This is a genomic window from Mesorhizobium sp. B4-1-4, assembly GCF_006439395.2.
In the GTDB taxonomy this organism is placed as follows: domain Bacteria; phylum Pseudomonadota; class Alphaproteobacteria; order Rhizobiales; family Rhizobiaceae; genus Mesorhizobium.
Genome location: NZ_CP083950.1, coordinates 4,129,268 through 4,152,827, shown reverse-complemented (window position 1 = coordinate 4,152,827; position 23,560 = coordinate 4,129,268). Strand labels below are relative to the sequence as shown.

General features: G+C 63.8%; 22 protein-coding genes and 1 pseudogene. 8 read left to right on the top strand and 15 right to left on the bottom strand.

What is annotated here, in order from left to right; genetic code table 11:
- Positions 1–3: 3 nt before the first annotated feature.
- The 8 genes from FJW03_RS19895 to phnG all read right to left on the bottom strand — a co-directional run bounded on the left by FJW03_RS19895 (position 4) and on the right by phnG (position 5,838).
- Entirely contained in the window at positions 4–621 is a 618-nt protein-coding gene (locus FJW03_RS19895) for a DapH/DapD/GlmU-related protein (protein WP_140764575.1), read from the bottom strand.
- On the bottom strand, positions 618–1,325 hold the full coding sequence (gene phnL / locus FJW03_RS19890; protein ID WP_140764578.1) for a phosphonate C-P lyase system protein PhnL: 708 nt from the start codon (positions 1,323–1,325) through the stop codon (positions 618–620). Before phnL ends, FJW03_RS19895 begins: the two co-directional genes overlap by 4 nt.
- 223 nt (positions 1,326–1,548) lie before the next feature.
- The gene (gene phnK / locus FJW03_RS19885) at positions 1,549–2,325 is read right to left on the bottom strand and encodes a phosphonate C-P lyase system protein PhnK (protein WP_140764583.1); all 777 of its coding nucleotides are present in this window, start codon (positions 2,323–2,325) and stop codon (positions 1,549–1,551) included.
- Positions 2,322–3,239 carry an alpha-D-ribose 1-methylphosphonate 5-phosphate C-P-lyase PhnJ gene (locus FJW03_RS19880; RefSeq protein ID WP_140764586.1) on the bottom strand — a complete coding sequence of 306 codons (918 nt, stop codon included), beginning with the start codon at positions 3,237–3,239 and terminating at the stop codon, positions 2,322–2,324. Before FJW03_RS19880 ends, phnK begins: the two co-directional genes overlap by 4 nt.
- Complete coding sequence (fosX, locus tag FJW03_RS19875; protein ID WP_140764589.1) at positions 3,236–3,655, bottom strand: FosX/FosE/FosI family fosfomycin resistance hydrolase; 420 nt, start codon at positions 3,653–3,655, stop codon at positions 3,236–3,238. The genes FJW03_RS19880 and fosX overlap by 4 nt, the downstream gene beginning before the upstream one ends.
- Entirely contained in the window at positions 3,652–4,764 is a 1,113-nt protein-coding gene (locus tag FJW03_RS19870; RefSeq protein ID WP_140764592.1) for a carbon-phosphorus lyase complex subunit PhnI, read from the bottom strand. Before FJW03_RS19870 ends, fosX begins: the two co-directional genes overlap by 4 nt.
- Before the next feature lies 1 nt (position 4,765).
- Positions 4,766–5,377, bottom strand: a complete 612-nt coding sequence (phnH, locus tag FJW03_RS19865; protein WP_140764595.1) for a phosphonate C-P lyase system protein PhnH — start codon at positions 5,375–5,377, stop codon at positions 4,766–4,768.
- Positions 5,377–5,838 carry a phosphonate C-P lyase system protein PhnG gene (phnG, locus tag FJW03_RS19860; RefSeq protein ID WP_140764598.1) on the bottom strand — a complete coding sequence of 154 codons (462 nt, stop codon included), beginning with the start codon at positions 5,836–5,838 and terminating at the stop codon, positions 5,377–5,379. Before phnG ends, phnH begins: the two co-directional genes overlap by 1 nt.
- Positions 5,839–5,957: 119 nt before the next feature.
- Here phnG and phnF point away from each other — a divergent pair, with 119 nt between their 5' ends.
- Positions 5,958–6,710 (top strand): phosphonate metabolism transcriptional regulator PhnF, encoded by a 753-nt coding sequence (gene phnF, locus FJW03_RS19855; protein WP_140764601.1) that lies wholly within the window; start codon positions 5,958–5,960, stop codon positions 6,708–6,710.
- Positions 6,711–6,977: 267 nt separating this feature from the next.
- Here phnF and FJW03_RS19850 read toward each other — a convergent pair whose 3' ends face one another.
- The 6 genes from FJW03_RS19850 to FJW03_RS19825 all read right to left on the bottom strand — a co-directional run bounded on the left by FJW03_RS19850 (position 6,978) and on the right by FJW03_RS19825 (position 14,678).
- The gene (locus FJW03_RS19850) at positions 6,978–7,994 is read right to left on the bottom strand and encodes a zinc-binding alcohol dehydrogenase family protein (protein WP_140764603.1); all 1,017 of its coding nucleotides are present in this window, start codon (positions 7,992–7,994) and stop codon (positions 6,978–6,980) included.
- 74 nt (positions 7,995–8,068) lie between these two features.
- Positions 8,069–9,037 (bottom strand): ABC transporter permease, encoded by a 969-nt coding sequence (locus FJW03_RS19845; protein ID WP_140764606.1) that lies wholly within the window; start codon positions 9,035–9,037, stop codon positions 8,069–8,071.
- Positions 9,034–10,587: a sugar ABC transporter ATP-binding protein gene (locus FJW03_RS19840; RefSeq protein ID WP_140764609.1), complete on the bottom strand. Its 1,554-nt coding sequence runs from the start codon at positions 10,585–10,587 to the stop codon at positions 9,034–9,036. The genes FJW03_RS19845 and FJW03_RS19840 overlap by 4 nt, the downstream gene beginning before the upstream one ends.
- 164 nt (positions 10,588–10,751) lie before the next feature.
- Positions 10,752–11,747 (bottom strand): ABC transporter substrate-binding protein, encoded by a 996-nt coding sequence (locus FJW03_RS19835; protein WP_140764612.1) that lies wholly within the window; start codon positions 11,745–11,747, stop codon positions 10,752–10,754.
- A gap of 332 nt (positions 11,748–12,079) precedes the next feature.
- Positions 12,080–13,078 (bottom strand): aldo/keto reductase, encoded by a 999-nt coding sequence (locus FJW03_RS19830; protein ID WP_140764615.1) that lies wholly within the window; start codon positions 13,076–13,078, stop codon positions 12,080–12,082.
- 94 nt (positions 13,079–13,172) lie between these two features.
- Positions 13,173–14,678, bottom strand: coding sequence for a UxaA family hydrolase (locus FJW03_RS19825; RefSeq protein ID WP_140764618.1), 1,506 nt, complete (start codon positions 14,676–14,678; stop codon positions 13,173–13,175).
- A 252-nt stretch (positions 14,679–14,930) separates the two neighbouring features.
- On the opposite strand from FJW03_RS19825, the gene FJW03_RS19820 reads away from it, so the two are divergent.
- The 6 genes and pseudogenes from FJW03_RS19820 to gndA all read left to right on the top strand — a co-directional run bounded on the left by FJW03_RS19820 (position 14,931) and on the right by gndA (position 20,839).
- The gene (locus tag FJW03_RS19820; protein WP_140764621.1) at positions 14,931–15,833 is read left to right on the top strand and encodes a GntR family transcriptional regulator; all 903 of its coding nucleotides are present in this window, start codon (positions 14,931–14,933) and stop codon (positions 15,831–15,833) included.
- Positions 15,834–15,990: 157 nt separating this feature from the next.
- Positions 15,991–16,347 (top strand): DUF2946 family protein, encoded by a 357-nt coding sequence (locus FJW03_RS19815; RefSeq protein ID WP_140764623.1) that lies wholly within the window; start codon positions 15,991–15,993, stop codon positions 16,345–16,347.
- Between the two features lie 95 nt (positions 16,348–16,442).
- Complete coding sequence (locus tag FJW03_RS19810) at positions 16,443–16,982, top strand: copper chaperone PCu(A)C (protein ID WP_140695451.1); 540 nt, start codon at positions 16,443–16,445, stop codon at positions 16,980–16,982.
- 38 nt (positions 16,983–17,020) lie between these two features.
- Positions 17,021–17,539 (top strand): YcnI family protein, encoded by a 519-nt coding sequence (locus tag FJW03_RS19805; RefSeq protein WP_140695453.1) that lies wholly within the window; start codon positions 17,021–17,023, stop codon positions 17,537–17,539.
- A 55-nt stretch (positions 17,540–17,594) separates the two neighbouring features.
- Positions 17,595–19,231: pseudogene (locus FJW03_RS19800) on the top strand (copper resistance CopC/CopD family protein).
- Between the two features lie 180 nt (positions 19,232–19,411).
- Positions 19,412–20,839 carry an NADP-dependent phosphogluconate dehydrogenase gene (gene gndA / locus FJW03_RS19795; RefSeq protein WP_140764626.1) on the top strand — a complete coding sequence of 476 codons (1,428 nt, stop codon included), beginning with the start codon at positions 19,412–19,414 and terminating at the stop codon, positions 20,837–20,839.
- A 12-nt stretch (positions 20,840–20,851) separates the two neighbouring features.
- Here the strand turns inward: gndA and FJW03_RS19790 are convergent, their stop codons facing one another.
- Positions 20,852–21,895, bottom strand: coding sequence for a LacI family transcriptional regulator (locus FJW03_RS19790; RefSeq protein ID WP_140764629.1), 1,044 nt, complete (start codon positions 21,893–21,895; stop codon positions 20,852–20,854).
- 412 nt (positions 21,896–22,307) lie between these two features.
- Here FJW03_RS19790 and FJW03_RS19785 point away from each other — a divergent pair, with 412 nt between their 5' ends.
- Positions 22,308–23,558 (top strand): ABC transporter substrate-binding protein, encoded by a 1,251-nt coding sequence (locus tag FJW03_RS19785; RefSeq protein WP_140764632.1) that lies wholly within the window; start codon positions 22,308–22,310, stop codon positions 23,556–23,558.
- Positions 23,559–23,560 lie beyond the last annotated feature (2 nt).

The window sequence follows — 23,560 nt, the reverse complement described above, 5'->3', positions numbered from 1 at the left end:
GGCCTATCCGCCGTGCTTTTCCAGAAAGGCTTCCGCTTCGAGCTCGCGGAAATCGTCCAGCGAGGCGCGCAGCCTCGCATGGTCCCAATCCCACCACGCAAGCGCCTGGTAGCGTTCCGCGGTGCGACGGTCGAAGCGCTCGCGGATCGGCTTTGCCGGTACGCCGGCGACGATGGTGTAAGGCGCGACATCCCTGGAGACCACCGCACCAGCGCCGACCGCGGCACCGTCACCAACAGTGACGCCGGGCAGCACGGTCGAGCCGTGGCCGAGCCAGGTGTCGTGACCGATGGTGACGCGCTTGGCGCGGCGCTGCGCGAAAAACTCGCTCTCGTGCTCGGCGTCGTCCCAATAGTCGGAGGCGCGGTAGGTGAAGTGGTGCAGCGTCGGCCGCCAGGTCGGGTGGTTGGTGGCGTTGAGGCGTACGCTTGCCGCAATGTTGGCAAACTTGCCGATCCTCGTGCACCAGACGGCGCAGTCCTGCATCATGTAGGAATAGTCGCCGAGTTCGCTCTCCGAAACCCGGCTGCGGTCGGCGATCTCGGTCCAGCGGCCGAGTGTCGAATTGTGTACCTCCGCTGTCGGGTGGACCAACGGTGTCTCCGACAATTTCCTGGTCATGCGGCGAGTTTTCCTGGAGCAAAGGCGGTAACGTCGATGACGCGGTCGGCGACCGCCTCTCGGACATCATGGTCGTGGAAGATGCCGAGCAAGGCGACGCCCGCTGCCTTCTTGGCGGCGATGAGTTCGATCACCACGTCGCGGTTCCTGGCATCGAGCGAGGCGGTCGGCTCGTCGAGCAGCAGGATGGGATGCTCGGTGATGAAGCCGCGCGCGATGTTGACGCGTTGCTGCTCGCCGCCCGAGAAGGTTGCCGGCGGCAGCGCCCAGAGTTTTTCCGGCAAATTGAGCTGCGCCAGCAAGGCGCGCGCCTTGTCTCTGGCTTTCTCGCGCTCTTCGCCGCGCTCGACCAGCGGTTCGGCAACGACATCGAGCGCCGAGACGCGCGGCACGGTGCGCAGGAACTGGCTGACATAGCCGATGGTTTGCCGGCGCACGGCAAGCACGGTGCGCGGGCTGGCATTGGCGAGATCGATCAGGCCGCCTTCATGGCTGACGATGATCTGGCCTTCGTCGACGGCATAGTTGCCGTAAAGCATCTTCAGGATCGAGCTCTTGCCGGCGCCGGAGGGACCACCGAGCACGGTGCATTCGCCAGCCTTGATCGAGAAGGAGACGCCGGCGACGACCGGCAATTTGATGCCGTCGCGCAGATGCATGGTGAAGCTTTTGGCGACATCGGAGACAACGAGCGGGGTTGGCATCAGAAAGTCCTCCGGTCGCCATTCGATAGTGATCCTGCGTGGCGCCAAGCGCCCCCCTCTGGCCTGCCGGCCATCTCCCCCTCAAGGGGGGAGATCAGCACCTCTTTTGCCTCGCTCATTCTGCAACGTTGAAGATTGGCGAAAGCCGACGCGACATCCGATCTCCCCCCTTGAGGGGGAGATGGCCGGCAGGCCAGAGGGGGGTACGCCGGAGCGAGCATCATCAAACCTGCAGGATCGAGGAAACGAGAAGCTGGGTGTAGGGCGCGCGCGGGTCGTCGAGCACGCGGTCGGTGAGGCCGCTTTCGACGACGCGGCCGTCCTTCATCACCATCATGCGCTGGGACAGAAGGCGAGCCACCGCGAGGTCGTGGGTGACGACGATGGCCGCGAGGCCAAGATCGGTGACGAGGCCACGCAAGAGGTCGAGCAGGCGGGCCTGCACCGACACGTCGAGGCCGCCGGTCGGCTCATCCATGAACACCAGCCGTGGGCCGGTGACGAGGTTGCGGGCGATCTGCAGACGCTGGCGCATGCCGCCGGAAAAGGCGCGCGGTTCGTCGTCGATCCGGTCTTCCTCGATCTCGACGCGCGACAACCAGTCGACGGCCGTGGCGCGGATCCTGCCATAGTGGCGGTCGCCGACGGCCATCAGCCGTTCGCCGACATTGGCGCCGGCCGACACCGTCATGCGCAGCCCGTCGGCCGGGTTCTGATGGACAAAGCCCCAGTCGGTGCGCATCAGGAAGCGGCGCTCGGCCTCGCTCATGCGGTAGAGCTCGCGGAACTGGCCATCGCGCATGCGATAGCTGGCGGTGCCAGAAGAAGGCAGCAGCCGCGTCGACAGGCAGTTGAGCAGCGTCGTCTTGCCGGAACCGGACTCGCCGACGACAGCCAGGACCTCGCCCGGCCACAGGTCGAAGGAGACGTTGTCGCAGCCGACGCGCGAGCCATAGAATTTGGAAAGCGCCGAGACGCGGAGCAGCGGTTCGTCGGTCATTGTGCCGGCTCCATTGTTTCCGGGGTAGAATGGGTTCCCGAAGCGACGTGGGTTTCAGGGGCAAGATGGCCGCGATGACCCTCTTCGCGCCGCTTCTCGCAATGGTCGGTATCGGAGCAGACGAACATGTGGCCGCCATGGTCGTCGAGGATGACCTCGTCGAGATAGACATTCTCGGCTCCACACAACGCGCAGGGCTGGTCGAAGGTCTGTATCTCGAACGGATGGTCCTCGAAGTCGAGGCTGACGACGTCGGTGAAGGGCGGCACCGCGTAGATGCGCTTTTCGCGGCCGGCGCCGAACAGCTGCAGGGCCGGCGAGCGGTGCATCTTGGGATTGTCGAATTTCGGCGTCGGCGAAGGATCCATCACATAGCGGCCCTCGACCTTGACCGGATAGGCATAGGTGGTGGCGATGCGGCCGTGCTTGGCGATGTCCTCGTAGAGCTTCACATGCATGAGGCCGTATTCCTCCAGCGCGTGCATTTTCCGCGTCTCGGTTTCGCGCGGTTCGAGGAACCGCAACGGTTCCGGGATCGGCACCTGATAGACCAGCACCTGGCCTGCGGTCAGCGGATGTTCGGGGATGCGGTGGCGGGTCTGGATGATGGTGGCGCTGGCCGTATCGGTGGTCACCGCGACATTGGCGACCTTCTTGAAGAAGGCGCGAATCGAGACGGCATTGGTGGTGTCGTCGGCGCCCTGGTCGATGACCTTCAGCACATCGTCCGGTCCGATGATCGAAGCGGTGACCTGGACGCCGCCGGTGCCCCAGCCGTAAGGCATCGGCATTTCTCGCGAGGCGAACGGCACCTGGTAGCCGGGGATGGCGATGCCCTTCAGGATCGCGCGGCGGATCATCCGCTTGGTCTGTTCGTCGAGATAGGCGAAGTTGTAGGTGGCGATGTCGGTCATGCTGAGACTTCCAGTCCTTTGGCATAGCGCGCCAGCCGCTGGTTGAGCGTCCCGGTGTGCAGTTCGAACATGTGGTTGTCGTCGTCGTAGAAATAGATCGAGCGGCCCTCACCCTCGACGCGTGGGCGCGGCGGGCGCATCTCAAGCCCGAGCTTGCCGACGCGCTCGGCATAGCGGTCGAAATCGGCGTCATCGATCTTGAAGGCGACGTGATTGTAGCTGCGCTCCGGCAGCGGCTCGCCTTCCATGATGGCGATCCAGATGTCGCCGATCAGGAAGAATTTTTCGCGCGACAGCGAGAACTGTCCGGCGTCACTGGCATAGACCTCGCGCGCATCGAACACGCCCTCGAGAATCCTGGTCATCCGGCCGAGATCGCGCACGATAAAGGTCATGTGGGATAGGCCGTCGATCATTCCGCGGCCTCCCTTTTCTCTTCCGCCTTCGCGGGGTTTTCGCGGGCCTCATACTCGGCCCGCATGCGGCGTACGAGGTCGAGCTCTGCCTGGAAATCGACATAGTGCGGCAGCTTCAGATGCTCGACGAAGCCGGTCGCCTGGACATTGTCGGAGTGCGAGATGACGAATTCTTCGTCCTGCGCGGCGGCAACGATATCCTCGCCGAGTTCGGAAGCGCGTAGCGCCCGGTCGCAGAGCGCCATGGCCATCGCCTTGCGCTCGCTCTGGCCGAAGACGAGGCCGTAGCCGCGGGTGAATTGCGGCGGCGCCTTGGCCGATCCCTTGAACTGGTTGACCATCTGACATTCCGTGACCCGCACCGTGCCGAGCGGCACGGCAAAGGGCAGTTCGGGAACGTCGAGCTCCAACTCGACCTCGCCGATGCGGATCTCGCCGACGAAGGGGTGGTTGCGGGCATAGCCGCGCTGGGTGGAATAGCCGAGCGCCAGCAGAAAACCCTCGTCGCCGCGCGACAGCGCCTGCAGGCGGATGTCGCGTGCCATCGGGAATTCCAGCGGCTCGCGGGTGATGTCGCCGGGGACATGGTCCTGCGGCATCTCGCCGTCGGGTTCTATCAGGCCTTCGCGGGCGAGGATGGCCGAGACGCGCGGCATGGGCTGCACTTCCGTGTCGCGCCGCAAGGGTTCGGCGACATCGGCGCCTGCGGCCAGCCCGGGATCGAGCAGGCGGTGCGTGTAGTCGAAAGTCGGGCCGAGCAACTGTCCGCCGGGAAGGTCCTTGTAGGTCGCCGAGACGCGCCGCTCGACCAGCATTGTGCCGGTGTCGATCGGGTTGCTGTAGCCGAAGCGGGGCAGCGTGGTGCGATAGGCACGCACCAGGAAGATCGCCTCGATCATGTCGCCGCGCGCCTGGACTATGGCGAGCGCGGCGAGTTCACGGTCATAGAGAGAGCCTTCGCTCATCACCCGGTCGACGCCGAGCGCCAGCTGCTCGACGATCTGGTCGAGGCGCAGCGCCGGCACCGAACGGTCGCCGCGCCGGCGATCGGCAAGCAGGCTGTGGGCATTGGCGATTGCGGCTTCGCCGCCCTTTACCGCGACATACATCTTACGCCTCCATCGTCTTGATGCGCGTCGTGCGCGGCAGGCAAGCTATGCCGTCGGCGGCGGCGAGGATGATGTCGACGCCACGCGGAAAGCGCTTGGTATTCTGCTTCCACTGCTCGATGAAATGACGCGGCATCTGTGCCGGCGCGATCGTGGCGCTGGTCTCGATGCCGGGGCCTTCGAGCCGCAACGGGACGCCCGAACCGAGCTCGCTAACCTGTAGGATCAGGGTCGTCGAGCGGTCGGGATAATCCTGCGTGCCCTGCGAAAAACCGTCGAGCGCCATCATCTCGGCGGGCGTTGCGACAAAGGCGAAATGCGCGTCGGCGGGCGTGTTGGCCAGCGGCGCGCCAGTGTGGAAGCCAAGCCAGGAGATGACCGCCGCGGAGGCGTGCAGGGCTGGGTCGAGCCAGAGCGGCGTGTCGCTGTCGCAGAGCGCCAGCGCGATGGCACCGGCGGTTGTCGAAAGCGGCGCCGGCGGGCGGGCAAGAACCGGCAGGGGCTGCACGCTGCCCGGCCGCGCCATCGCGTCCATGATCGCTCGGAAAACGGTCTGCGCGTTGAAGACCGGATCGGCGAATCCGCCCTCGATCGATTGGGCTGCGATGTCCATCAGTCTTCTCCGCGAACCATGGTGAAGAAATCCACCTTCGTTGCCGCCGTCTCGGCGCGGCGCTTTTCATGGGCAGTGGCGAGCGCAGTCCGCAAAGGCGCGATCAGCCTGGTCTCGACCTCGGTGCGGTGGGCGGGGTCCTGCCACAGCGCATCGGCGATGGCCGCCAGCTTCGCCTTCTGCTTGTCGCGGCCAAACGCGTAGCAATGGCCGACCTGTCCGGACGGCAGCCGGACAGTGGCGCGGGTGACGGTCGCTTCACCGACATTGAATGGCGCACCGCCGCCGCCGATGCGACCGCGCAGCGTCACCAGGCCGGTTTCGGGACCGCGCAGCAGCTCGGCTTGCGAAGGCAGGCCGGCCTCGTTCCAGAGCCGGACGATGTCGTCGCCGCTCGATTGCGCCAGCGTCGCCATGGCGGCCTTCCGGTCGGCCTGGTCGCGGGCTTCCTGTCCTCGCATCGCCTGTTTTCCTTGCTGTTAAATTTGTCTATTGATATAGACGACTATACAAATTATACTCTTTATCTAGCGTGAGTCCATGACGGGTGGATGACAAGATCGAGAGGGTGGGCCAGGGGATGATCGGGCAGCAAATGGCCGACAGCATAGAGCGACGCAGCGGCGTTTCGTTATGGCGCCAGATCGCCGACAAGATTCTGCAATCGATCGCCATCGGCGATTTCGCCGAGAATGCCGCGCTGCCGCCCGAGGTGGTGCTGGCCGAACGCTATGGCGTCAATCGTCACACCGTGCGCAGCGCCATATCGGCCCTTGTCCAGGAAGGGGTTTTGCGGGCGGAGCAGGGACGCGGCACCTTCGTCTTGTCGCGCACGCGGCTCTCCTATCCGATCGGCGCGCGCACGCGCTTTTCAACAGGCCTGCAGGGGCAGACGTCGGAACGGCACATCGTGCTGCTTGCCTCCTCGGTCGAGCCTGCCAGCCAGCGAGTCGCCGAGGGGCTTGGGCTGGCCAGGGGGACCGAGGTGATAAGGTTGGAGACACGCGGCGAAGCCGATGGACGGCCGGTATCGCGCGCCGCCGGCTGGTTCGATGCCAGGCGCTTTGCCGGTATCGACAAGGCCATGGCTGAGACAGGATCGGTCACGGCGTCGCTGGCGCGTTTCGGAATAGACGATTATCTCCGGCAATCGACCGTGCTGTCGGCGCGCCATGCCGATGCGGCCGACCTTGCCGACCTCGACCTGCAGCCCGGCGCCATCGTGCTGGTCACGGTCGCCGTCAACGTCACGCCCGACGGCCAGCCGATCCAGTTTTCGGAGTCGCGCTTTCCGGCAGAGCGGGTCGAACTGAAGTTGTCGGTGATCAATTAGTCCCCAACGTCGTCAGGCGAAGCAGTGGCGAAGCTCCGTCGCGGAACCCAAGGATCCATGCCGCGATCTCGGCCGACGATGCAGCGTTCTGCACTGAGGCAACGCTTCGAGGTCACGGCTTGGATCCCATGGTCTGCGCCGCGTCGCTTCGCTCCTTGCTCCGCCACAGGATGACGAAGCGATAGGTGTTTCGGCCAGTTGCCAAGGCAGCGATCTGCCAAGGTCCCCACTCAACGATCGGCCGAATCTCGTGTTGGAACGGATATCTTATCCGACCTCGATCACGGCCTTGATCAGGCCGGATTTTTCATGTGCCCAGCGGGCGAGATCGGACGGCGTATCGGCCAATGTCGTCCGGTTGGTAATCAGCTTGGCCAACGGCACGGCGCCGCTGCGGATCGAAACGGCGACGTGATCGAAGTCGGCGCGCAAGGCATTGCGGCTGCCGATCAGCGTCATCTCCCGTTTGTGGAACTCCGGGTCGGAGAAGGCGATGTCATCATTGACGACGCTGACCAGCACCAGGGTCCCGCCATGCGCGACATGGGCGAAGGCCGACTTCACCGACTGGGTGTTGCCGGTGGCGTCGAAGACCACGTCGAACCCTTCGCCTGACGTCGCCTCCCTGACCAGATCGGATGCCGCGCCGCGTGATCCATCGAGGATCGGGAAGCCGAGTTCGTTCGCGGCAAAATTCAGTCTTTCGCTGCTCATATCGAGCAGCGTCACATCGAGCCCGGCGATCCGGGCGAAGATGCCGGCGCCAAGCCCGATCGGACCGGCGCCGATGACCAGCGTGCGGGCGCCGGGATCGGCGCGCGAGCGACGCACGGCATGCGCGCCGATGGCCAGGAACTCCACGGCGGCGGCGTCGGCGAGCGACAGGCCGTTGGCCGGGTAGAGGTTTTGCGCCGGCACCAGGATCTGGTCGCACATGGCGCCGTCACGATGGACACCGAGCACTTCGATCCGCACACAGCAGTTCGGCTTGCCATGCCGGCAGGCGATGCACCTGCCGCAGGAAAGATAGGGGTTGATGACCACCGGTTCGCCAATGGCCAGATCGACGCCTTCACCGGTCTCGATGATCGTCCCCGATACCTCGTGGCCCATGATGCGGGGGTAGGTGAGGAACGGGTGCTTGCCTTCGAAGATATGATAGTCGGTGCCGCAGATGCCGACATGGCTGACCGCCACCAGAGCCCAGCCGGGAGGTGGCGAGCCGGGCGCGGGGTGGTTTTCCAGGACAAGGTCGCCGGGTGAGCGGCAGACGACGGCTCTCATATTTCAGTCCAGTCGGTTTACGAAAAGCCGCCCCGTCTCGATACAGGGCCGGCGATCGATTTTCGGTTCGTTGGCTACTTGCCGCCGCGGCGGCGCAGACCGTCGAAATAGACGATGACGATGATCAGCACGCCGGTGATGACACGCTGCCAGAAGGCGTTGACGTTGAGCAGGTTGGCACCGTTGTTGATGGTGGCCAAGATGAAGGCGCCGAGCAGTGGCCCGTGCACCGAGCCGACGGCGCCAAACAGCGAGGTGCCGCCGATCACCGACGAGGCGATCGCCTGCAGTTCCCAGCCCTCGGCCTGGGTCGGATTGCCGATGCCGATGCGCGACGCGAGCAGCACACCAACGAACGCCGCGCAGAGACCCGACAGCGTGTAGGCCATGAAGATGGTGCGCTGGACATTGACGCCCGACAGGCGCGAGGCCTCGGCATTCGAGCCGACCGAAAAGAGATACCGGCCCCAGCGGCTATGGTGCAGGAAGACATAGGCGGGAACGCCGACCAGAAGAACCATCCAGAACAGATTGGGGATGCCGAGGAAGGAATTGCGCGAGAATTCCTGGAAGGCATCATTGTTGATCGAGATCGAATTGCCATTGGTCATCAGAAGGCCGATGCCGCGCAGCGACGTCAGCGTCGCCAGCGTGATGATGAAGGGCGGGAGGCCCATCTTGACGATGCCAAAGCCATGGAAGAGGCCGATGGCGACGCCGACCAGCAGGGTGAGCAGGATGGCGAGAAAAACCGGGACGCCGGCATTGATCAGCATTGCTGCAATGACGGTGGCGAAGCCGACCACGGCGCCGACGGACAGATCGATGCCGCCGGTGATGATGACGAAGGTCTGGCCGACAGCCAGGATGGCGATCATCGAGCCCTGACGCAAAAGGTTCGAGATGTTGTTGGCCGAGGCGAAGCTCGATGTCGCCAGCGACAGGATGACCCAGAGTAGCACCAGCAGCGCCAGCAGCGTCAACCCGAACAGGGCGTTATAGTTGCGCTTCGGTTTTTCGGCAGGAATCGCCTCGGTGCTCATATCTTTCCTCCCAGCTTTTCTTGTTTCTCGGCGAGCGCCTGTGTGAGAATGTCCTCGTGATCGGCGGTTCGAAACCCATGCGTCGCCACCAGCTTGCCGCGGCGGAACACGTGCAGTGTGTCGGCCAGTTCATAGACCTCCGGCAAATAGGACGAGATCAGGATGATGCCGGCGCCTTTCGACAGGAGCGCGCTGAACAGGCGGTAGATCTCGGCCTTGGTGCCGACGTCGACGCCGACCGTCGGCTCGTCGAAGATGAACAACTTGGCGCCATGGGCCAGCCACTTGCCGATGACGATCTTCTGCTGGTTACCGCCCGACAGGCTGGAGGCCAATGCATTGCGTGTCGGCGTCTTGATCCTGAGATCGGCGATCTGGCGGTCGGCCTGGGTCTTTTCCTGGGCGCCGGAGATCAAGAGATTGTTGGAGATGCGCTTGTAGATCGGCAGGTTGAGGTTGAGGCCGACCGGCAGGTTGAGGCAGAGGCCCTGGTCGCGGCGGCTTTCCGGCGCCAGCGCCATGCCGAGCTTGATGGCATCATGCTCGGAATTGATCTGGACGTCCTTGCCCCCCCACAGGATCTGGCCAGCCGATTTGCGGTGGCGGCCGTAGAGCGTGGTGACGAATTCACTGCGTCCGGCGCCGATCAGGCCGTAGAGCCCGACGATCTCGCCGGCGCGGACTGTCATCGAGACGTTCTCGAAGCCCTTGCCCGAGAGGTTCCTGGCCTCGATGATCGCGGCGCCCGGCGTGAAATGCTCCTTGTGGTAGATCTGTTCGATCGAGCGGTTGATCATCAGCTTGACCAGTTCGGCGTCGTTGGTCTCACTGATGTTCCTGGTGCCGACCAGCGTGCCGTCGCGCAGCACGGAGACGCGATCGGCCAGTTCGAAGACTTCCTCCATGCGGTGGCTGATATAGATGATGGTCACGCCCTCGGACTTCAGCCGGCGGATCAGGGTGAAGAGCTGGTCGGCCTCCTTGCGGGTCAGGTAAGCGGTCGGCTCGTCGAAGATCAGGAATTTGGTGCCGCGCACGGTGGCGCGGGCGGCGGCGATCAGCTGTTGCTGCCCGATAGTGAGGTCGCCAAGAGTGACATGCGCGGGCAGGTCGAAGCCGAGACCGTCGATGATCTTCTGCGCTTCCTTGACCATGGCGCGCTGCTGCAGGATGCCGAAGCGCGAATTCTCCTCGCCGAGGAACATATTGGCGGCGACGGTCAGGTGACGGCAGAGCACGACCTCCTGGTGGACGGCGTTGATGCCCAGCTCCATCGCCTCGTGCGGGGTCGCGAGCGCTGCCGGCTTGCCTTCCCAGATCACCTCGCCGGAGGTGCGCGGCATGACGCCGGTTAGCAGCTTGATCAAGGTGGATTTGCCGGCACCATTCTCGCCGACGATGGCGTGGATCTCGCCCGACTTTAAGGCGAGGTTGACCGGCTTCAGCGCGTGGGTGCCCGGATATTTCTTCTCGAGGCCGCGCAGTTCCAGGATCGGCCTGCCGGGCTCCAGCACGGGGGCAGGGTGCAGGTCTTGCGCGGTCGATGTCATGACAGTCCTCCCAGACTGGCCTCCCAGATTGGCCTCACGATTTGGCGCGCTGCGAGGCTTTGGAACTCTCGCCGGAGCAGCCTAGCTCAAGGCGGCGGATTTCCAAGCGATATACGTTGGTTTCCGGGGCCGGGGCCCCGGAAACCATGTTTCCGTGCTGATGCTCAGTTGAGCTTCGGATTGAGCAGCGCGTCGATCTTGGGTTCCTTCATGTTGGCCTTGGTGACCAGATTGGCGCCGGTGTCGACATTGGCCTCGACCTTCTCGCCCTTGGACGCGGCAAGCGCGGTCTTGATGCCGTCATAGCCCATCCGGTAAGGATCCTGGACGACGAGGCCGGAAATGACGCCGTCATTCAGGAACTTGATCAGCTTCTCGTCGCTGTCGAAACCGATCAGCGCGACCTTGCCGGCAAGCTTGTTCTCGGCGACCGCCTGGCCGACGCCCTGCGCCATGATCAGGTTGGACGCGAAGATGCCCTTCAGGTCCGGATTGGCGGTGATCAGGTCGGTCGCGATGTTGAGGCCGGTGGTGGCCTGGCCGTCGGCATATTTGTCAGCGATCAGATCAAGGCCGGGATACTTGGCCTTGAGCTCTTCCTTGAAGCCCTGGGCGCGCTGCTCGAGCGAGCCGGCCCCGGGGAGCGCGGTGATCAGGGCAACCTTGCCTTCGACCTTGCCGCCATTGGCGGCGCCGATGGCCGCTGCAAGACCGTCCGCCGCGACGCGGCCGCCCTGCACATTGTCGGTGGTGAGGAAGGAAGTGAAGGCCTTGGAATCGGCGCTTGAGTCGATGCCGATGATCTTGACCTTGGCGGCGGCTTCGTCGATCGGCTTGCCTAGCGCCTTGGCTTCCGTCGGCGCGATGACGACGGCGGCCGGGTTGCCGGCGACGGCATTCTCAAGGATGGAGATCTGGCCGTTGACGTCGGTTTCGGCCTGGGCGCCGAGTTCCGGCACGTTGACGCCGAGATCCTTGCCGGCCTTGCGGGCACCGGCCAGAACGATCTGCCAGTAGAAGGACGTGGTGTCCTTGACGATGATCGGAATGGTCACGTCAGCCGCCGAAGCCGGAGCCGAGTGCATCACGCCGGCGAGCATGGAGACGGCTGCGAGCGCCACCACAGCGCGGCGATTGAGAATGCTGGTCACGAAGTTCATAGGTATTCCTCCCTAGTCGCCCGGTGAAACGTCACGGAAGTTCTGTTTGGATAGGCGCGGCCCAAACGGAACTTTATCAATAAAAAACAATTGCCCTGTTTTGATAATGCATCGATCCGACCGACGCAAGCGGTGTTTCACGCCTCGTTCCCATGGCAGGCACTGACATATTCACACGCCGCGCTCCTTGGCACTATCAAAACGCTCCCGTTCCGCTCCGTCGATGTATGGAACGTTAATTCCATATCTTAGTCAATATGGAATGTTCATTCTTATTTGTGGCTGACGGATTTGTGCAGTGAAACCTCCCTCCGGTCTGTCGGGGTGGCCGCTCACGCCAGTCTCTGTACCACCGTGTAGGGACGATATTTGGCGTATTCCGTCTCCGGCACGTCGATATCGAGCAGTTCGAGGTTGCGTGTCAGGTTCGCCAGCTTGGCGGTGCCGGTCAGCACGGTTGCGACCGCTGGCTCGTGCAGGGGAAACTGGAACGCGGCAGCGGTCAGCGGATAACCGCCCTCGTCGGCGATTTCCTCCATGGCGTCGACCCGGTCGAGCACGTCCCGGCTGGCGGGCTGGTAGTCGAAATGCGCGCCTTGCACTGGTCCGGTCGCCAATATGCCGGAATTGAAGACACCGCCTATGACCAGCGACGTCTGCTGCGCCCGGCACAGCGGCAGCAGTTCGGCTTCCGCGCTGCGGTCGAGCAAGGAGTAACGGCTGGCGAGCAGGATGCAGTCGAGCGGCGCCCGGCGCATCACGTCGAGGCAGATTTGGACCTCGTTGACGCCGAGCCCATAGGCGGAAATGGTGCCGGCCCCCTTAAGCTCCTCGAGTGCCTTGAGCCCACTATCCATCAACTGGCGAAAGTGCAACTTGGTCTTCTCGACGCCATGCGTGTAGACGCCGATGTCATGCACGTAGAGTATGTCTATTCTGTTCAGGCCGAGCCGTGCGTAGCTGAAGTCGACCGACCGCATGATGCCGTCATAGGAATAGTCATAGTCCAGCGCGAAGGGCAGGGGATCGACATAGGAGTGGTCGGGAACCTGGTCTTCAGGGACCGGGCGGAACAGGCGGCCGACCTTGGTGGACAAGACATAGGAATCGCGCGGCTTGTAGCGCAGGAAATCGCCGAAGCGCCGTTCCGACAGGCCGAAACCGTAGAAGGGCGCGGTGTCGAAATAGCGCAGGCCCGCATCCCAGGCGCCTTGCAGCGTCTCCATAGCCGCCTCGCGCGAACAGGCGCGGTAGAGGCCGCCGATCGCGGCGCCGCCGAAGCTGACCTCGGTGACCTCGAGCGGCGTCCGGCCGATGCGGCGTTTTTCCATGCACAACCTCCTCCATTGCGCGGAACCAAGATATCATCCAGGGCAATTCCGGGAAAAGTTCGTCGCCGTTCCGGAATTGCGCCAATGCAAAGAGCTAGAGCGTCGCGCCGAGGTGCCAGGGCACGAACTCGTTATCGCCGTAGCCAAAATCCTCGCTCTTGGTCTTGCGGCCGGAAGCCGTCTCGACGATCAGTTCGAAAATCTCGCGGCCCATGCCGGCGATAGTCTTTTCGCCCGAGGCGATGACGCCGCAATTGACGTCCATGTCCTCTTCCATTTGGTGATACATGGTCGAGTTGGTGGCGACCTTGATCGACGGTGTCGGCCGGCAGCCGAAGCAGGAACCGCGGCCGGTGGTGAAGACGATGACATTGGCGCCGCCCGCGACCTGGCCGGTGGCCGAGACCGGGTCGTAGCCGGGCGTGTCCATGAACACCAATCCGTTGCCGGTGACCTTCTCGGCATAGCCGAACACGCCGTTGAGCGGCGTCTGGCCGCCCTTGGCGACCGCGCCCAGCGATTTTTCCAGGATCGTGGTGAGGCCGCCGCGCTTGTTGCCGGGCGAGGGATTGTTGTCGATCGAGGCGCCATGCTTGGCGACATGGTCTTCCCACCATTTCACGTAGCCATCGAGCTTCCTGGCGATCTCGGGCGTCGCCGCGCGATAGGCGAGCAGATGTTCGGCGCCGTAGATTTCCGTCGTCTCGGAGAGGATGCTGATGCCGCCGACGCCGGCCAGGATGTCGACGGCCGCACCCAATGCCGGATTGGCCGTGATGCCCGACATGCCGTCGGAGCCGCCGCACTGCAGGCCGACGACGATCTCGCTGACCGGGATCGGTTCGCGCTTCAACTGGCCGACTTCCTCTGCGATCTCGGCCAGCACGCCCAGCGCCTTTTCCACCGATTTGCGCGACCCGCCGGCATCCTGGATGTTGAAGTGGCGCTTGCCGGCGGCGGCGCCCTTCTGGCCGTAGAGGGTCAGCTGGTTGACCTCGCAGCCGAGACCGACCATCAGCACGCCACCGAAATTCGGGTGGCGGGCATAACCCGCAAGCGTGCGGTGCAGCACCATCATGCCGTCGCCCGTGCCGCTCATGCCGCAGCCCTGGCCGTGGACGATGGGCACGAAGCCGTCGATGCCGGGATATTTCGGCAGCAGGGTCCGGTTGGCAGTGTCGGCGATTGAGTGACAGACAGTGGCCGAGCAATTGACGCTGGCGATGATGCCGATGAAGTTGCGTGTGCCGGCGCGGCCGTCGGCGCGGCGGTAACCCATGAAGGTGCGGGCGCGGTCGGCCTCGGTCGCGTGCTCGGCCTCGCTCGGCGGCACCACCGGCAGACGGCCGGCCTCGAAAACCAGATTGTGCGAATGGACATGCTCGCCCGGCGCGATGTCTATCGTGGCGCGGCCGATCGCCTGGGCGTATTTGACCACCGCCGAGCCGGCCGGAATGGGCTTGATCGCCACCTTATGGCCAGGCTCGATGACGGCGGTGGCAAGCGCGCCGCCCGGCAGCGCGGTGCCGATCTCGATGCGGCCATTGGCAACGGCGACATTGTCGGCGGGGGACAGAAGAATGGTGTTCGAGACGTTCACGGGCGGCTTCCTGGGTGATCCTGGGATGCGCGCATTGACACGCGCCTGTTAAGAGTTAATGTCTTTTATCGTGAAAAAACAGTTTTGCGTCAATTGTTTTTTCGCGAGCAGTTCCGCGTGCCCCGCGCAAGTGGTGGCGCTGCAAACAATGAACCGACTCCAGCGAAAGCGATTCCGCTTTTCAGGGTCATGGGAACGTCATATTGCGCTTCAAGCCGGCCGCCGCAAGCGCCGGCATCGATGGGTCAGGGGATGTCGAAGAGCAACAACGTCTACAAGGACGCCTACAACCGCTGCCTCAGGCTACTTGACGAGACACGCAGCCTGCCGTCGGAACCGGAACTCGGCGCGCTGCTCGGCGTCAGCCGCACGACGGTGCGCAGCATCCTTTCACGCATGGAGGAAACCGGGCTGATCGCCTGGAACAAGCGCGCCAAGACGGTGCTGCGCGACCCGCGTCCCGATGATTTCTTCCCGGAGGAAGAGACCGACACGCTGGCCGAGATCATCGAGCGGTCCTTCATGCGGCGGCTGCTCGCCGACGGCGCCGAGGCCGGCATGCAGATCAACGAGCTAGAACTGGCGCGCGAGATCGGCGTCGGCACCACCAGCGTGCGCGAGTTCCTGATCCGCTTCTCCCGCTTCGGCCTGATCGAGAAGCGCCGCAACAGCCATTGGGTTCTGAAGGGTTTTACCCGCGCCTTCGCGCTCGAACTGACCGAAATCCGCGAAATGTTCGAGCTGCGCTCGGCGGCCGCCTTCGCCGCCCTGCCGCAGGATAGCCCTGTCTGGGCCGATCTCGACCGCCTGGAGCACGAACATCGCCAACTGGCAGACGAGATCGCCACGCGCTTCAACGCGTTTTCGGAGCTGGACGAGCGCTTCCACCGGCTCATCCATCGTGCCTCGCACAACCGCTTCATCGTCGATTTCTACGACGTCATCGCCATGATCTTCCATTACCACTATCAGTGGAACAAGGCGCAGGAACGCGAGCGCAACGAAGTCGCGGTCGGCGAGCATCTTGCCTATATCGAGGCGCTCAAGTCGCGCGATCTCGGCAAGGTCGACGCAGCCTGCCGCAAGCACTTGAAGTCGGCACGCCAGACATTGCTCACCTCGATCCCGGAAAGCCGGCCAGCGCAAAAACCCTGAACCGCATCGGAAGGTCGCGAAGCTGCCCGAGTTTGTCGCGCCGCGTTGCCGCAGCCTCGAATTGGCAATTTTCGACCTCCAGCTGCCGTGATAAGTACCTTTCCGGTAGTCACTCGAAGAGGCAGATGGTTTGAACGGCCGGGGGAGACGGTGGAGCATGCCGATCGCGCTTGTCGCGGCCTATCTGCTGCTGCTCCAGTCTACGCTCGGTGCGTTTGCCTTCGGCACCAGCCCGGATGCCGCGCAGCTCGACGTTTTCGGCAACGTCATCTGCACTCACGATGGCGCTACCCAGCTTCCGAGCGACGATCAGCATCCGAGCCATCTGCCGGCATGTTGCGTGCTCGGCTGCGGCATGTTTTCATCAGCCTTCGCGCCGCCGCCCGATGCCGGGCTGGCGCTGGCCAGCCTTTCCTTCGAACCAGTCGCCTTCATCTTTCCGGCGAGCGTTCATCTCGAGTTCGCGCGCGAGCGCTCACCGTCGAACCCGCGCGCACCGCCGCTGGCGGCCTGAGCCTGCTTGCCCGGCGAAACCTTTCGCGGGCGCCCATCCAAAGATCAAAACGCTCGCGACCGGCAACGGCGCGATCATCACTTCATGGAGCAACCATGTCCCATCATTCCCCTATGGCGCGCCCTATGTTCGGCCGCATATTGTCTTACCTTCAGGAGCGTCTCGGCATTGCCGCGCTGGCTCTTGTCCTGTCGTTCGTCGGCGCCCAGACTGTCCTGGCGCATGAGTTCAAGATCGGCGATCTCGAGATCGAGCATCCCTGGTCGCGCGCAACGCCGGCCGGCGCCAAGGTGGCCGGAGGCTACTTCACCATCACCAACAAAGGCAGCGCGCCGGACCGGCTGCTGTCGATTTCCTCCGATGTCTCGGAAAAGGCCGAGCTGCATGAGATGGGCGTCAAGGACGGCGTCATGACCATGCGGCCGGTTTCCGGTGGCCTGGAGATCCCCGCCGGCGGCAAGGTCGCACTAGCGCCCGGCGGCTATCACCTGATGTTCATCGGTCTGAAGCGGCAACCCAAGCAGGGCGAAAAATTTGCCGCCACGCTGACCTTCGAGAAGGCCGGCACGGTCAATGTCGAGTTCGCTGTCGAAGGCATGGGCGAGATGGGCGGCATGGACGATCACGCCAATTGATCAGCCTATTCCAGAATTTTGAAATCAGAGGGACCATCATGAACAAATATCTTTTGGCGGCCGGCACGCTTCTCGTGCTGGGGACAAATGCCGCTTCCGCGCACATAACGCTCGAAACCCAGGAAGCGGCGGTCGGCTCGACCTACAAAGCCGTGCTGCGGGTGCCGCATGGTTGCGACGGCAAGGCCACGACCGCCGTACGCGTGCAGATCCCGGAAGGGGTGATCGCGGTGAAGCCAATGCCGAAGCCGAGTTGGACGCTGCAGACCAAGAAGGGCAAATATGAAAAATCCTACCAGCTCTATGATCAGGCGGTGACCGACGGGGTCAAGGAAGTCGACTGGAGCGGCGGCAGCCTGCCGGATGAATTCTATGACGAGTTTGTCTTCCGCGCGACGCTGACGGCTGATCTGCCCGTCAACCAGAAACTCTACTTCCCGGTGGTGCAGGAATGCGACGGCGCCTCCGAGCGCTGGATCGAGATTCCGGCGGCAGGGCAGGATGAAGACGCGCTGGAGAATCCGGCGCCCGGCATCAAGCTCACGCCGAAGAAATGATCTCCTGGCGGCGCGCTCGGTCCGCAGGGCGCGCCGCCAGTTCGGTGGCGACGACATGAACGCGATATTCCCACTTCAGAGGGCCGCTGTGATCAGCAAGGGCGCCGGCTGGGCAGCCGGCGGTCTGCTCTGCGTGGTCATGGCGTTTATCGTCATGGTTTCGACGAGCCAGGCCTTTGCCCATGCCGCGTTGATCAAGACTGAACCGGCCGACGGTGCCGTGCTGGCACAGGCTCCGGCGCGGTTCTTACTGACTTTCAGCGAGCCGGTTTCGCCGCTGGTGCTGACGCTGGTGAAACCTGACGGCACGCCGATGCCGCTGACATCCTTCCGCCTCAGCGACCAGACGGTCGAGATCGACAATCCGCGGGCGCTGAAGTCCGGCACCCATGTGCTGAGCTGGCGTGTCATATCCGCCGACGGGCATCCGGTCGGCGGCTCGCTCTTATTTTCCATCGGCGCGCCGAGCGAACCACCCGTCGTGTCCGAGGCGGTCGACTGGCCGCAACGATCGGCGATCTGGATCGGCAAGGTGTTTCTCTATATCGGCCTTTTCCTCGGCGTCGGCGGCGCCTTCGCCCTTGCCTGGCTGGCCGGGGACGGACGCGCCGGCCAGCGCTTCGTGACGGCCGCGATCCTGTGCGGGCTGGTGGCGGCACCCCTCTCGCTTGGTTTCCAAGGGCTCGATGCGCTGGGGGCGCCGCTCACTCAGCTGGCGCAACCGATGATCTGGCGGACCGGGCTCGGCACCAGCTTCGGCTGGACGGTGCTGATCGCCCTGATCGCGCTAGGGCTGGGCCTGCTGTCGCTGGCTGGACCGCGTGTGTTGGGCAAGCCATTTGCCCTTGCCGGTCTGGCTGGCGTTGGTCTCGCGCTCGCGGCCAGCGGCCATGCCAGTGCGGCCGAGCCGCAATGGCTGACACGGCCGTCGGTGTTCGTCCATGGCGCCGGCATTGCTTTCTGGGCCGGCGCACTGGTGCCGCTCGGTCTCGCGCTGAAGCGCCAAACGGTCGACGCTCTTGCGTTCCTGCGCCGCTTCTCATGGACGATCCTGCCTTCGTGGCCGTGCTTGCCGCGGCCGGCGTCGTCCTCGCCATCATCCAGGTACAGACGCCCCCGGCGCTGATCGGCACCGCCTATGGCCGGCTGCTGCTGGACAAGCTCGCATTGCTGGTCTTCCTGTTCACGCTTGCCGCCGTCAATCGCTGGAAACTCACCGCCTCGGCCGAGGGGGGCTCAACGGAGGTGCAACGCAGGCTCACCCGCTCGATCGGCGTCGAAATGCTGATCGTGCTGGCGATCTTCGGCGTCGCCGCGGGCTGGCGCTTCACGCCGCCGCCACGGGCCCTGGCGATCGCGGCGGCACAGCCGGTTTCAATCCACATCCATGCGCTGCAGGCAATGGCCGATCTCTCCATCACGCCGGGTCATGCCGGGCCGGTCGCCGCCTCGATGATTATCATGACCGGCGATTTCGGGCCGCTCGATGCCAGGGAAGTGACGTTGGTGCTGTCGAAACCGGATTCCGGAATCGAACCGCTGAAGCGCGCGGCGACCAAATCCGGCAATGGCGGCTGGCGTATCGACAACCTCGTCATCCCGGTACAAGGCCGCTGGACGGTTCGCCTCAACATCCTGGTCTCGGATTTCGAGATGGTGAAGATCGAAGCGCCGGTGGACATCAGGCCGTGATTTTCCATATGGTCGCCTGCAAGGCGGACTCGGCGGCTTACTGGCAACACAAATTGGCGAGGCGGTTGACGGCGGCCTGAAGGCCCGTCAATCATCCTGGAAAGAACGGGCATCCCGGGAAGAACGGGTATCGCCCGCAAATCGCGGCTCAACAGACGATCCGGAAGCAGGGAAGAAACGATGGAAAAAGCCGAAATAGGCCTGATCGGCCTTGGCACGATGGGTTCCAACCTGGCGCTCAATATTGCCGAGCATGGGCACCGCATCGCCGTCTTCAACCGGACCAAGGCACGCACGGACGCCTTCGTCGAGAATGCCGGTGCGCTCAGGGATATGATTGTTCCCTGCTACAGCCTGGAGGAACTTGCCGCGGCGATCCGGCCGCCGCGCCCGATCATCATCATGGTGCTGGCCGGCAAGCCGGTCGACGAACAGATCGAAGCCCTGCGCGGTGTGCTGTCCAACAACGACATCGTCATCGACGCCGGCAATGCCAATTTCCGCGACACGATGCGGCGCTTTTCCGAGCTGTCCGGCTCGGGCCTCACCTTCATCGGCATGGGCGTGTCCGGCGGTGAGGAGGGTGCGCGCCACGGACCGTCGATCATGGTCGGCGGCACGGAGGACTCCTGGAAGCGTGTCGAGAAAGTGCTGACCGCCATCTCCGCCAAGTTCAGGGATGAGCCCTGCGCCGCCTGGCTCGGCACCGACGGCGCCGGACATTTCGTCAAGACCATCCATAACGGCATCGAATATGCCGACATGCAGATGATCGCCGAAATCTATGGCGTCCTGCGAGACGGCCTGGGCATGGGGCCGAAGGAGATCGGCGCGGTTTTTGAGGATTGGAAAAAGGGCCGGCTGAACTCCTACCTGATCGAGATCACCGCCAAAGTGCTGGCCGCCGACGATCCGAAGACCGGCAAGCCGGTAGTCGACATCATCCTCGACCGCGCTGGCCAGAAGGGCACCGGCAAATGGTCTGTCATCGAGGCGCAGCAACTTGGTATTCCAGCGACCGCGATCGAGGCGGCGGTGGCGGCGCGCGTTCTGTCATCGCTCAAGGACGAGCGGCTGGCGGCCGAAAAGGCCTATGGCGATGTCGGCGTGACGAAGATTCCCGGCGACAAGGACGCGCTGCTGAAGGACCTCGAACTGGCGCTGTTCGCCGGCAAGATCGCCGCCTATGCGCAAGGTTTCGCGGTGATGAGCGGCGCCTCGAAGGAATTCAACTGGAACCTGCCGATGCCGACCATCGCCAAGATCTGGCGTGCCGGCTGCATCATCCGCTCGCAGATGTTGGACACGATGGCCGAGGCTTTCGGCAGCGGCGGCGCTTCGACCAACCTTTTGATGGCGCCGGCCTTCATCGCCATGATGAAGGAAGCGCATCCGTCGCTGCGCCGCGTGGTGGCGCGGGCCTCGGAGGCCGGTTCGCCAGTGCCGGCGCTGTCTTCCGCACTTGCCTATTTCGACAGCTACCGCCAGGGCCGCGGCACTTCCAACCTGATCCAGGCGCAGCGCGACTTCTTCGGCGCGCATGGCTTCGAGCGCATCGGCGAGCAGGGCGCCTTCCATGGACCGTGGGGCAGCGGCGCTGCCGGCTAGACCAGAGCCTGGCTAACCGCCATAGGCCACTACCCCCTTCGGCTCGCTCAGGCTCTGCAGCGAGCCGGGTGCGGCGCCGCCGATCCAGCCGAGCACCGAGCGGGCAAGCTCGGAGCCGGCCAGCCGGAAGTCTTCGTTGACGACCAGCAATTCATGCCGGAACAGGTGCAGCAGCTCCGACGACTGCTTCGATACCACATCGACATCGCGGCCGAGCTTCAGGCCGGCGTCCTCTATGCCGGCCACGATGGCGAGCGTCGCGGCGGCGGCACTGCTGATGATCCCGTCCGGCCTGATATCGCGCCGCATCAACTGCGCGGTCCTGGTCCTGATCTCCTCGATCGAGTGGTCGATGGAAACCGTGTTGAACGGCACCTCCGAGGCGCCGACTTCGCTCAGCGCATCTGCAAAGCCGTTCACCGTGTGGCGGTGATAGGTCAAACCGACCGGCGGTGCCAGCAGAGCAAGCCGATGCCGGCCCATGCCGGCGAGATGGCGCACCGCCTCGGTCGCGAAGGCGTAATTGTCGAAATCATGAAAGGGGTGCACCAGCCCCATGTCGGTGCGGCCGTGCGTTGCGAAGGGGATGCCGTGCTCCAGCAAGTAGCGGGCCCTTGGATCGTTCGGCTGTGTGCGTGAAATGATGACGCCATCGGCGGAGCCCGTCTCCACGAGATAGCGGACCGGATCAAGCGGATCCTGCAAGCGCGAGTAGGGCGTGACGATCAGATGGTAAGGCGTACCGGCGATGACTTCCGTGACGCCATAGATGATGTCAGAGACGAAGCTCATCAGCTCATGCTCGGTGTTGAGCACAAGGCTGATGACGTTGGTCTTGCCGGTGCGCAGGCGCACTCCGGCGCGGTTTGGGCGATAGCCGATCTGCTTGGCCACAAGTTGGACACGGCGCCTAGTCTCGGCGCCGATCTCCGGCGCATCCTTCAGCGCGCGCGACACGGTGGTGACGCCGAGCCCGGTCATGAAGGCAAGCGTCTTCAGCGTCGGCCGCCCTTGCGCCGACGTTTCGTGACCCTTGTCCGTGCGTCGTCTGTCCATTCATCCCGCCCGTCAGGCGCTTAGCAGCCGCACACCGGGTCGGCAATCGCCGCGATTAGCAGCGCGGCGTGACTTCAGGCCCGGTGAGGGGTGCCAATATACTGAAACGTTACAGATTGCCAATCTCGTTCGCCGACCGGCGTATTTGAAGGTGAACGCACGAGCCTGAATTCTCTTTGGGAATCCAAGGGCGAAGCGCCGCCTCTTGTGAGCTTGGTGCGGACCCTCGTGGGAGTTTGGCTGTTTTGCACTGCGATAGCTCATATTGCGACGCACAGAAGCTTTGATGGTCGGTCCCATTTTATTCGGGGCCCGAAAAAATGTCCGGCGGGCTTCGTGCCTGGGGTTGCGTCATCAGCGCAATTGCCCTATCGAAAATCTGTAACGTTTCAGATTCTGGGAGGAAACCGAAATGCGATACAAAGTCCTGACCGCTGCGTTCGCGGCGACGGTGGCGTTCGATTTTGCCGCGGCCGCGGCCAACCTGGAAGTAATTCACTGGTGGACGTCGAAGGGCGAGTCGGCGGCGGTCTCGCAGTTCGCAAAGGCCTTCGACAACGACGGCCACGGCGACAAGTGGGTGGACAGCGCCATTGCTCTGGGCGAGACGGCCCGCTCGACCGTCATGCAGCGCGTGCTCGGCGGCGACCCGCCCGGTGCGGCTCAGTTCAATCCCGGCCGGCAGTACGAGGAATTGATTTCAGGCGGCAAGCTGCTCGACCTCACCGATGTCGCGACCGCCGGCAAATGGGACGAGGTCATTCGCCCGAAAGCGATCGGCAGCGCCTGTCTCGTTAACGGCCACTGGTGGTGCGTCCCGGTCAACATCCACTCGAATTACTGGGCCTGGTACTCCAAGCCGGTATTCGCGAAAGCGGGCGTGCCGGAGCCGAAGAACATGGCTGATTTCATCGCGGCCGCGCCGAAGATCAAGGAGGCAGGCTTCATTCCCTTCGCTATCGGCGGCGACGGCAATGGCTGGCAGATCCAGTTGCTTTTCCAAGACATGGTTACCGAGGCTCTCGGTGTCGCCAAGCGCGACGAGATGTATACCAAGAAGAGTGCCGAAATTGCCGGCGGTCCCGAGATGAAAAGCGTGTTCACGCAGCTGAGGGCGCTGAAGCAGTTCACCGACAACGGCTACGCCAACCGCAACTGGAACGACACCACCAACTTGCTGATCACCGGCAAGGCCGGGCTTCAAGTGATGGGCGACTGGGCGCGCGGCGAATTCGCGGCCGCCGGCATGACCGGTGTCAAGGATTTCGGCTGCATGATTGGCCTCAACGAGGACAAGCCGGTTGTCAGCACCGACGGCGACATCATCGTGTTCTTCAAGCAGGGCAATGCTGATGTCGAGGCGGCGCAGAAGCGACTTGCGGCCCTGCTCATCAGCCCGGAGGTCCAGGTCGCGTTCAACAATGCCAAGGGTTCCATGCCCGTGCGCGGCGACGTCGATATGTCGACGGCCGATCCGTGCATGCAGAAGGCGCTGAAAGCCGTGGAAGATCCGGCCAAGATCGTCACCGCGACCAATAGGTTCATCACCGAGAACACCAACCAGCAGCTTAATGAACTCGTCGCGCAGTTCTTCGCCGACGACTCCATGACGGCCGACGACGCCACGGCGAAGTTCGCCACCATCATCGGCAATTCCGACTAGGA

What these genes read in the sequence shown, in the direction of transcription:
- FJW03_RS19895 (WP_140764575.1), bottom strand. Translation starts at nt 621, where the DNA reads ATGACCAGGAAATTGTCGGAGACACCGTTGGTCCACCCGACAGCGGAG.
- FJW03_RS19835 (WP_140764612.1), bottom strand. Translation starts at nt 11,747, where the DNA reads ATGAACTTCGTGACCAGCATTCTCAATCGCCGCGCTGTGGTGGCGCTC.
- phnH (WP_140764595.1), bottom strand. Translation starts at nt 5,377, where the DNA reads ATGGACATCGCAGCCCAATCGATCGAGGGCGGATTCGCCGATCCGGTC.
- phnG (WP_140764598.1), bottom strand. Translation starts at nt 5,838, where the DNA reads ATGCGAGGACAGGAAGCCCGCGACCAGGCCGACCGGAAGGCCGCCATG.
- FJW03_RS19790 (WP_140764629.1), bottom strand. Translation starts at nt 21,895, where the DNA reads ATGGACAGACGACGCACGGACAAGGGTCACGAAACGTCGGCGCAAGGG.
- fosX (WP_140764589.1), bottom strand. Translation starts at nt 3,655, where the DNA reads ATGATCGACGGCCTATCCCACATGACCTTTATCGTGCGCGATCTCGGC.
- FJW03_RS19845 (WP_140764606.1), bottom strand. Translation starts at nt 9,037, where the DNA reads ATGAGCACCGAGGCGATTCCTGCCGAAAAACCGAAGCGCAACTATAAC.
- phnK (WP_140764583.1), bottom strand. Translation starts at nt 2,325, where the DNA reads ATGACCGACGAACCGCTGCTCCGCGTCTCGGCGCTTTCCAAATTCTAT.
- FJW03_RS19840 (WP_140764609.1), bottom strand. Translation starts at nt 10,587, where the DNA reads ATGACATCGACCGCGCAAGACCTGCACCCTGCCCCCGTGCTGGAGCCC.
- FJW03_RS19830 (WP_140764615.1), bottom strand. Translation starts at nt 13,078, where the DNA reads ATGGAAAAACGCCGCATCGGCCGGACGCCGCTCGAGGTCACCGAGGTC.
- FJW03_RS19815 (WP_140764623.1), top strand. Translation starts at nt 15,991, where the DNA reads ATGCCGATCGCGCTTGTCGCGGCCTATCTGCTGCTGCTCCAGTCTACG.
- FJW03_RS19850 (WP_140764603.1), bottom strand. Translation starts at nt 7,994, where the DNA reads ATGAGAGCCGTCGTCTGCCGCTCACCCGGCGACCTTGTCCTGGAAAAC.
- FJW03_RS19870 (WP_140764592.1), bottom strand. Translation starts at nt 4,764, where the DNA reads ATGTATGTCGCGGTAAAGGGCGGCGAAGCCGCAATCGCCAATGCCCAC.
- gndA (WP_140764626.1), top strand. Translation starts at nt 19,412, where the DNA reads ATGGAAAAAGCCGAAATAGGCCTGATCGGCCTTGGCACGATGGGTTCC.
- phnL (WP_140764578.1), bottom strand. Translation starts at nt 1,325, where the DNA reads ATGCCAACCCCGCTCGTTGTCTCCGATGTCGCCAAAAGCTTCACCATG.
- FJW03_RS19880 (WP_140764586.1), bottom strand. Translation starts at nt 3,239, where the DNA reads ATGACCGACATCGCCACCTACAACTTCGCCTATCTCGACGAACAGACC.
- phnF (WP_140764601.1), top strand. Translation starts at nt 5,958, where the DNA reads ATGATCGGGCAGCAAATGGCCGACAGCATAGAGCGACGCAGCGGCGTT.
- FJW03_RS19820 (WP_140764621.1), top strand. Translation starts at nt 14,931, where the DNA reads ATGTCGAAGAGCAACAACGTCTACAAGGACGCCTACAACCGCTGCCTC.
- FJW03_RS19810 (WP_140695451.1), top strand. Translation starts at nt 16,443, where the DNA reads ATGTCCCATCATTCCCCTATGGCGCGCCCTATGTTCGGCCGCATATTG.
- FJW03_RS19805 (WP_140695453.1), top strand. Translation starts at nt 17,021, where the DNA reads ATGAACAAATATCTTTTGGCGGCCGGCACGCTTCTCGTGCTGGGGACA.
- FJW03_RS19785 (WP_140764632.1), top strand. Translation starts at nt 22,308, where the DNA reads ATGCGATACAAAGTCCTGACCGCTGCGTTCGCGGCGACGGTGGCGTTC.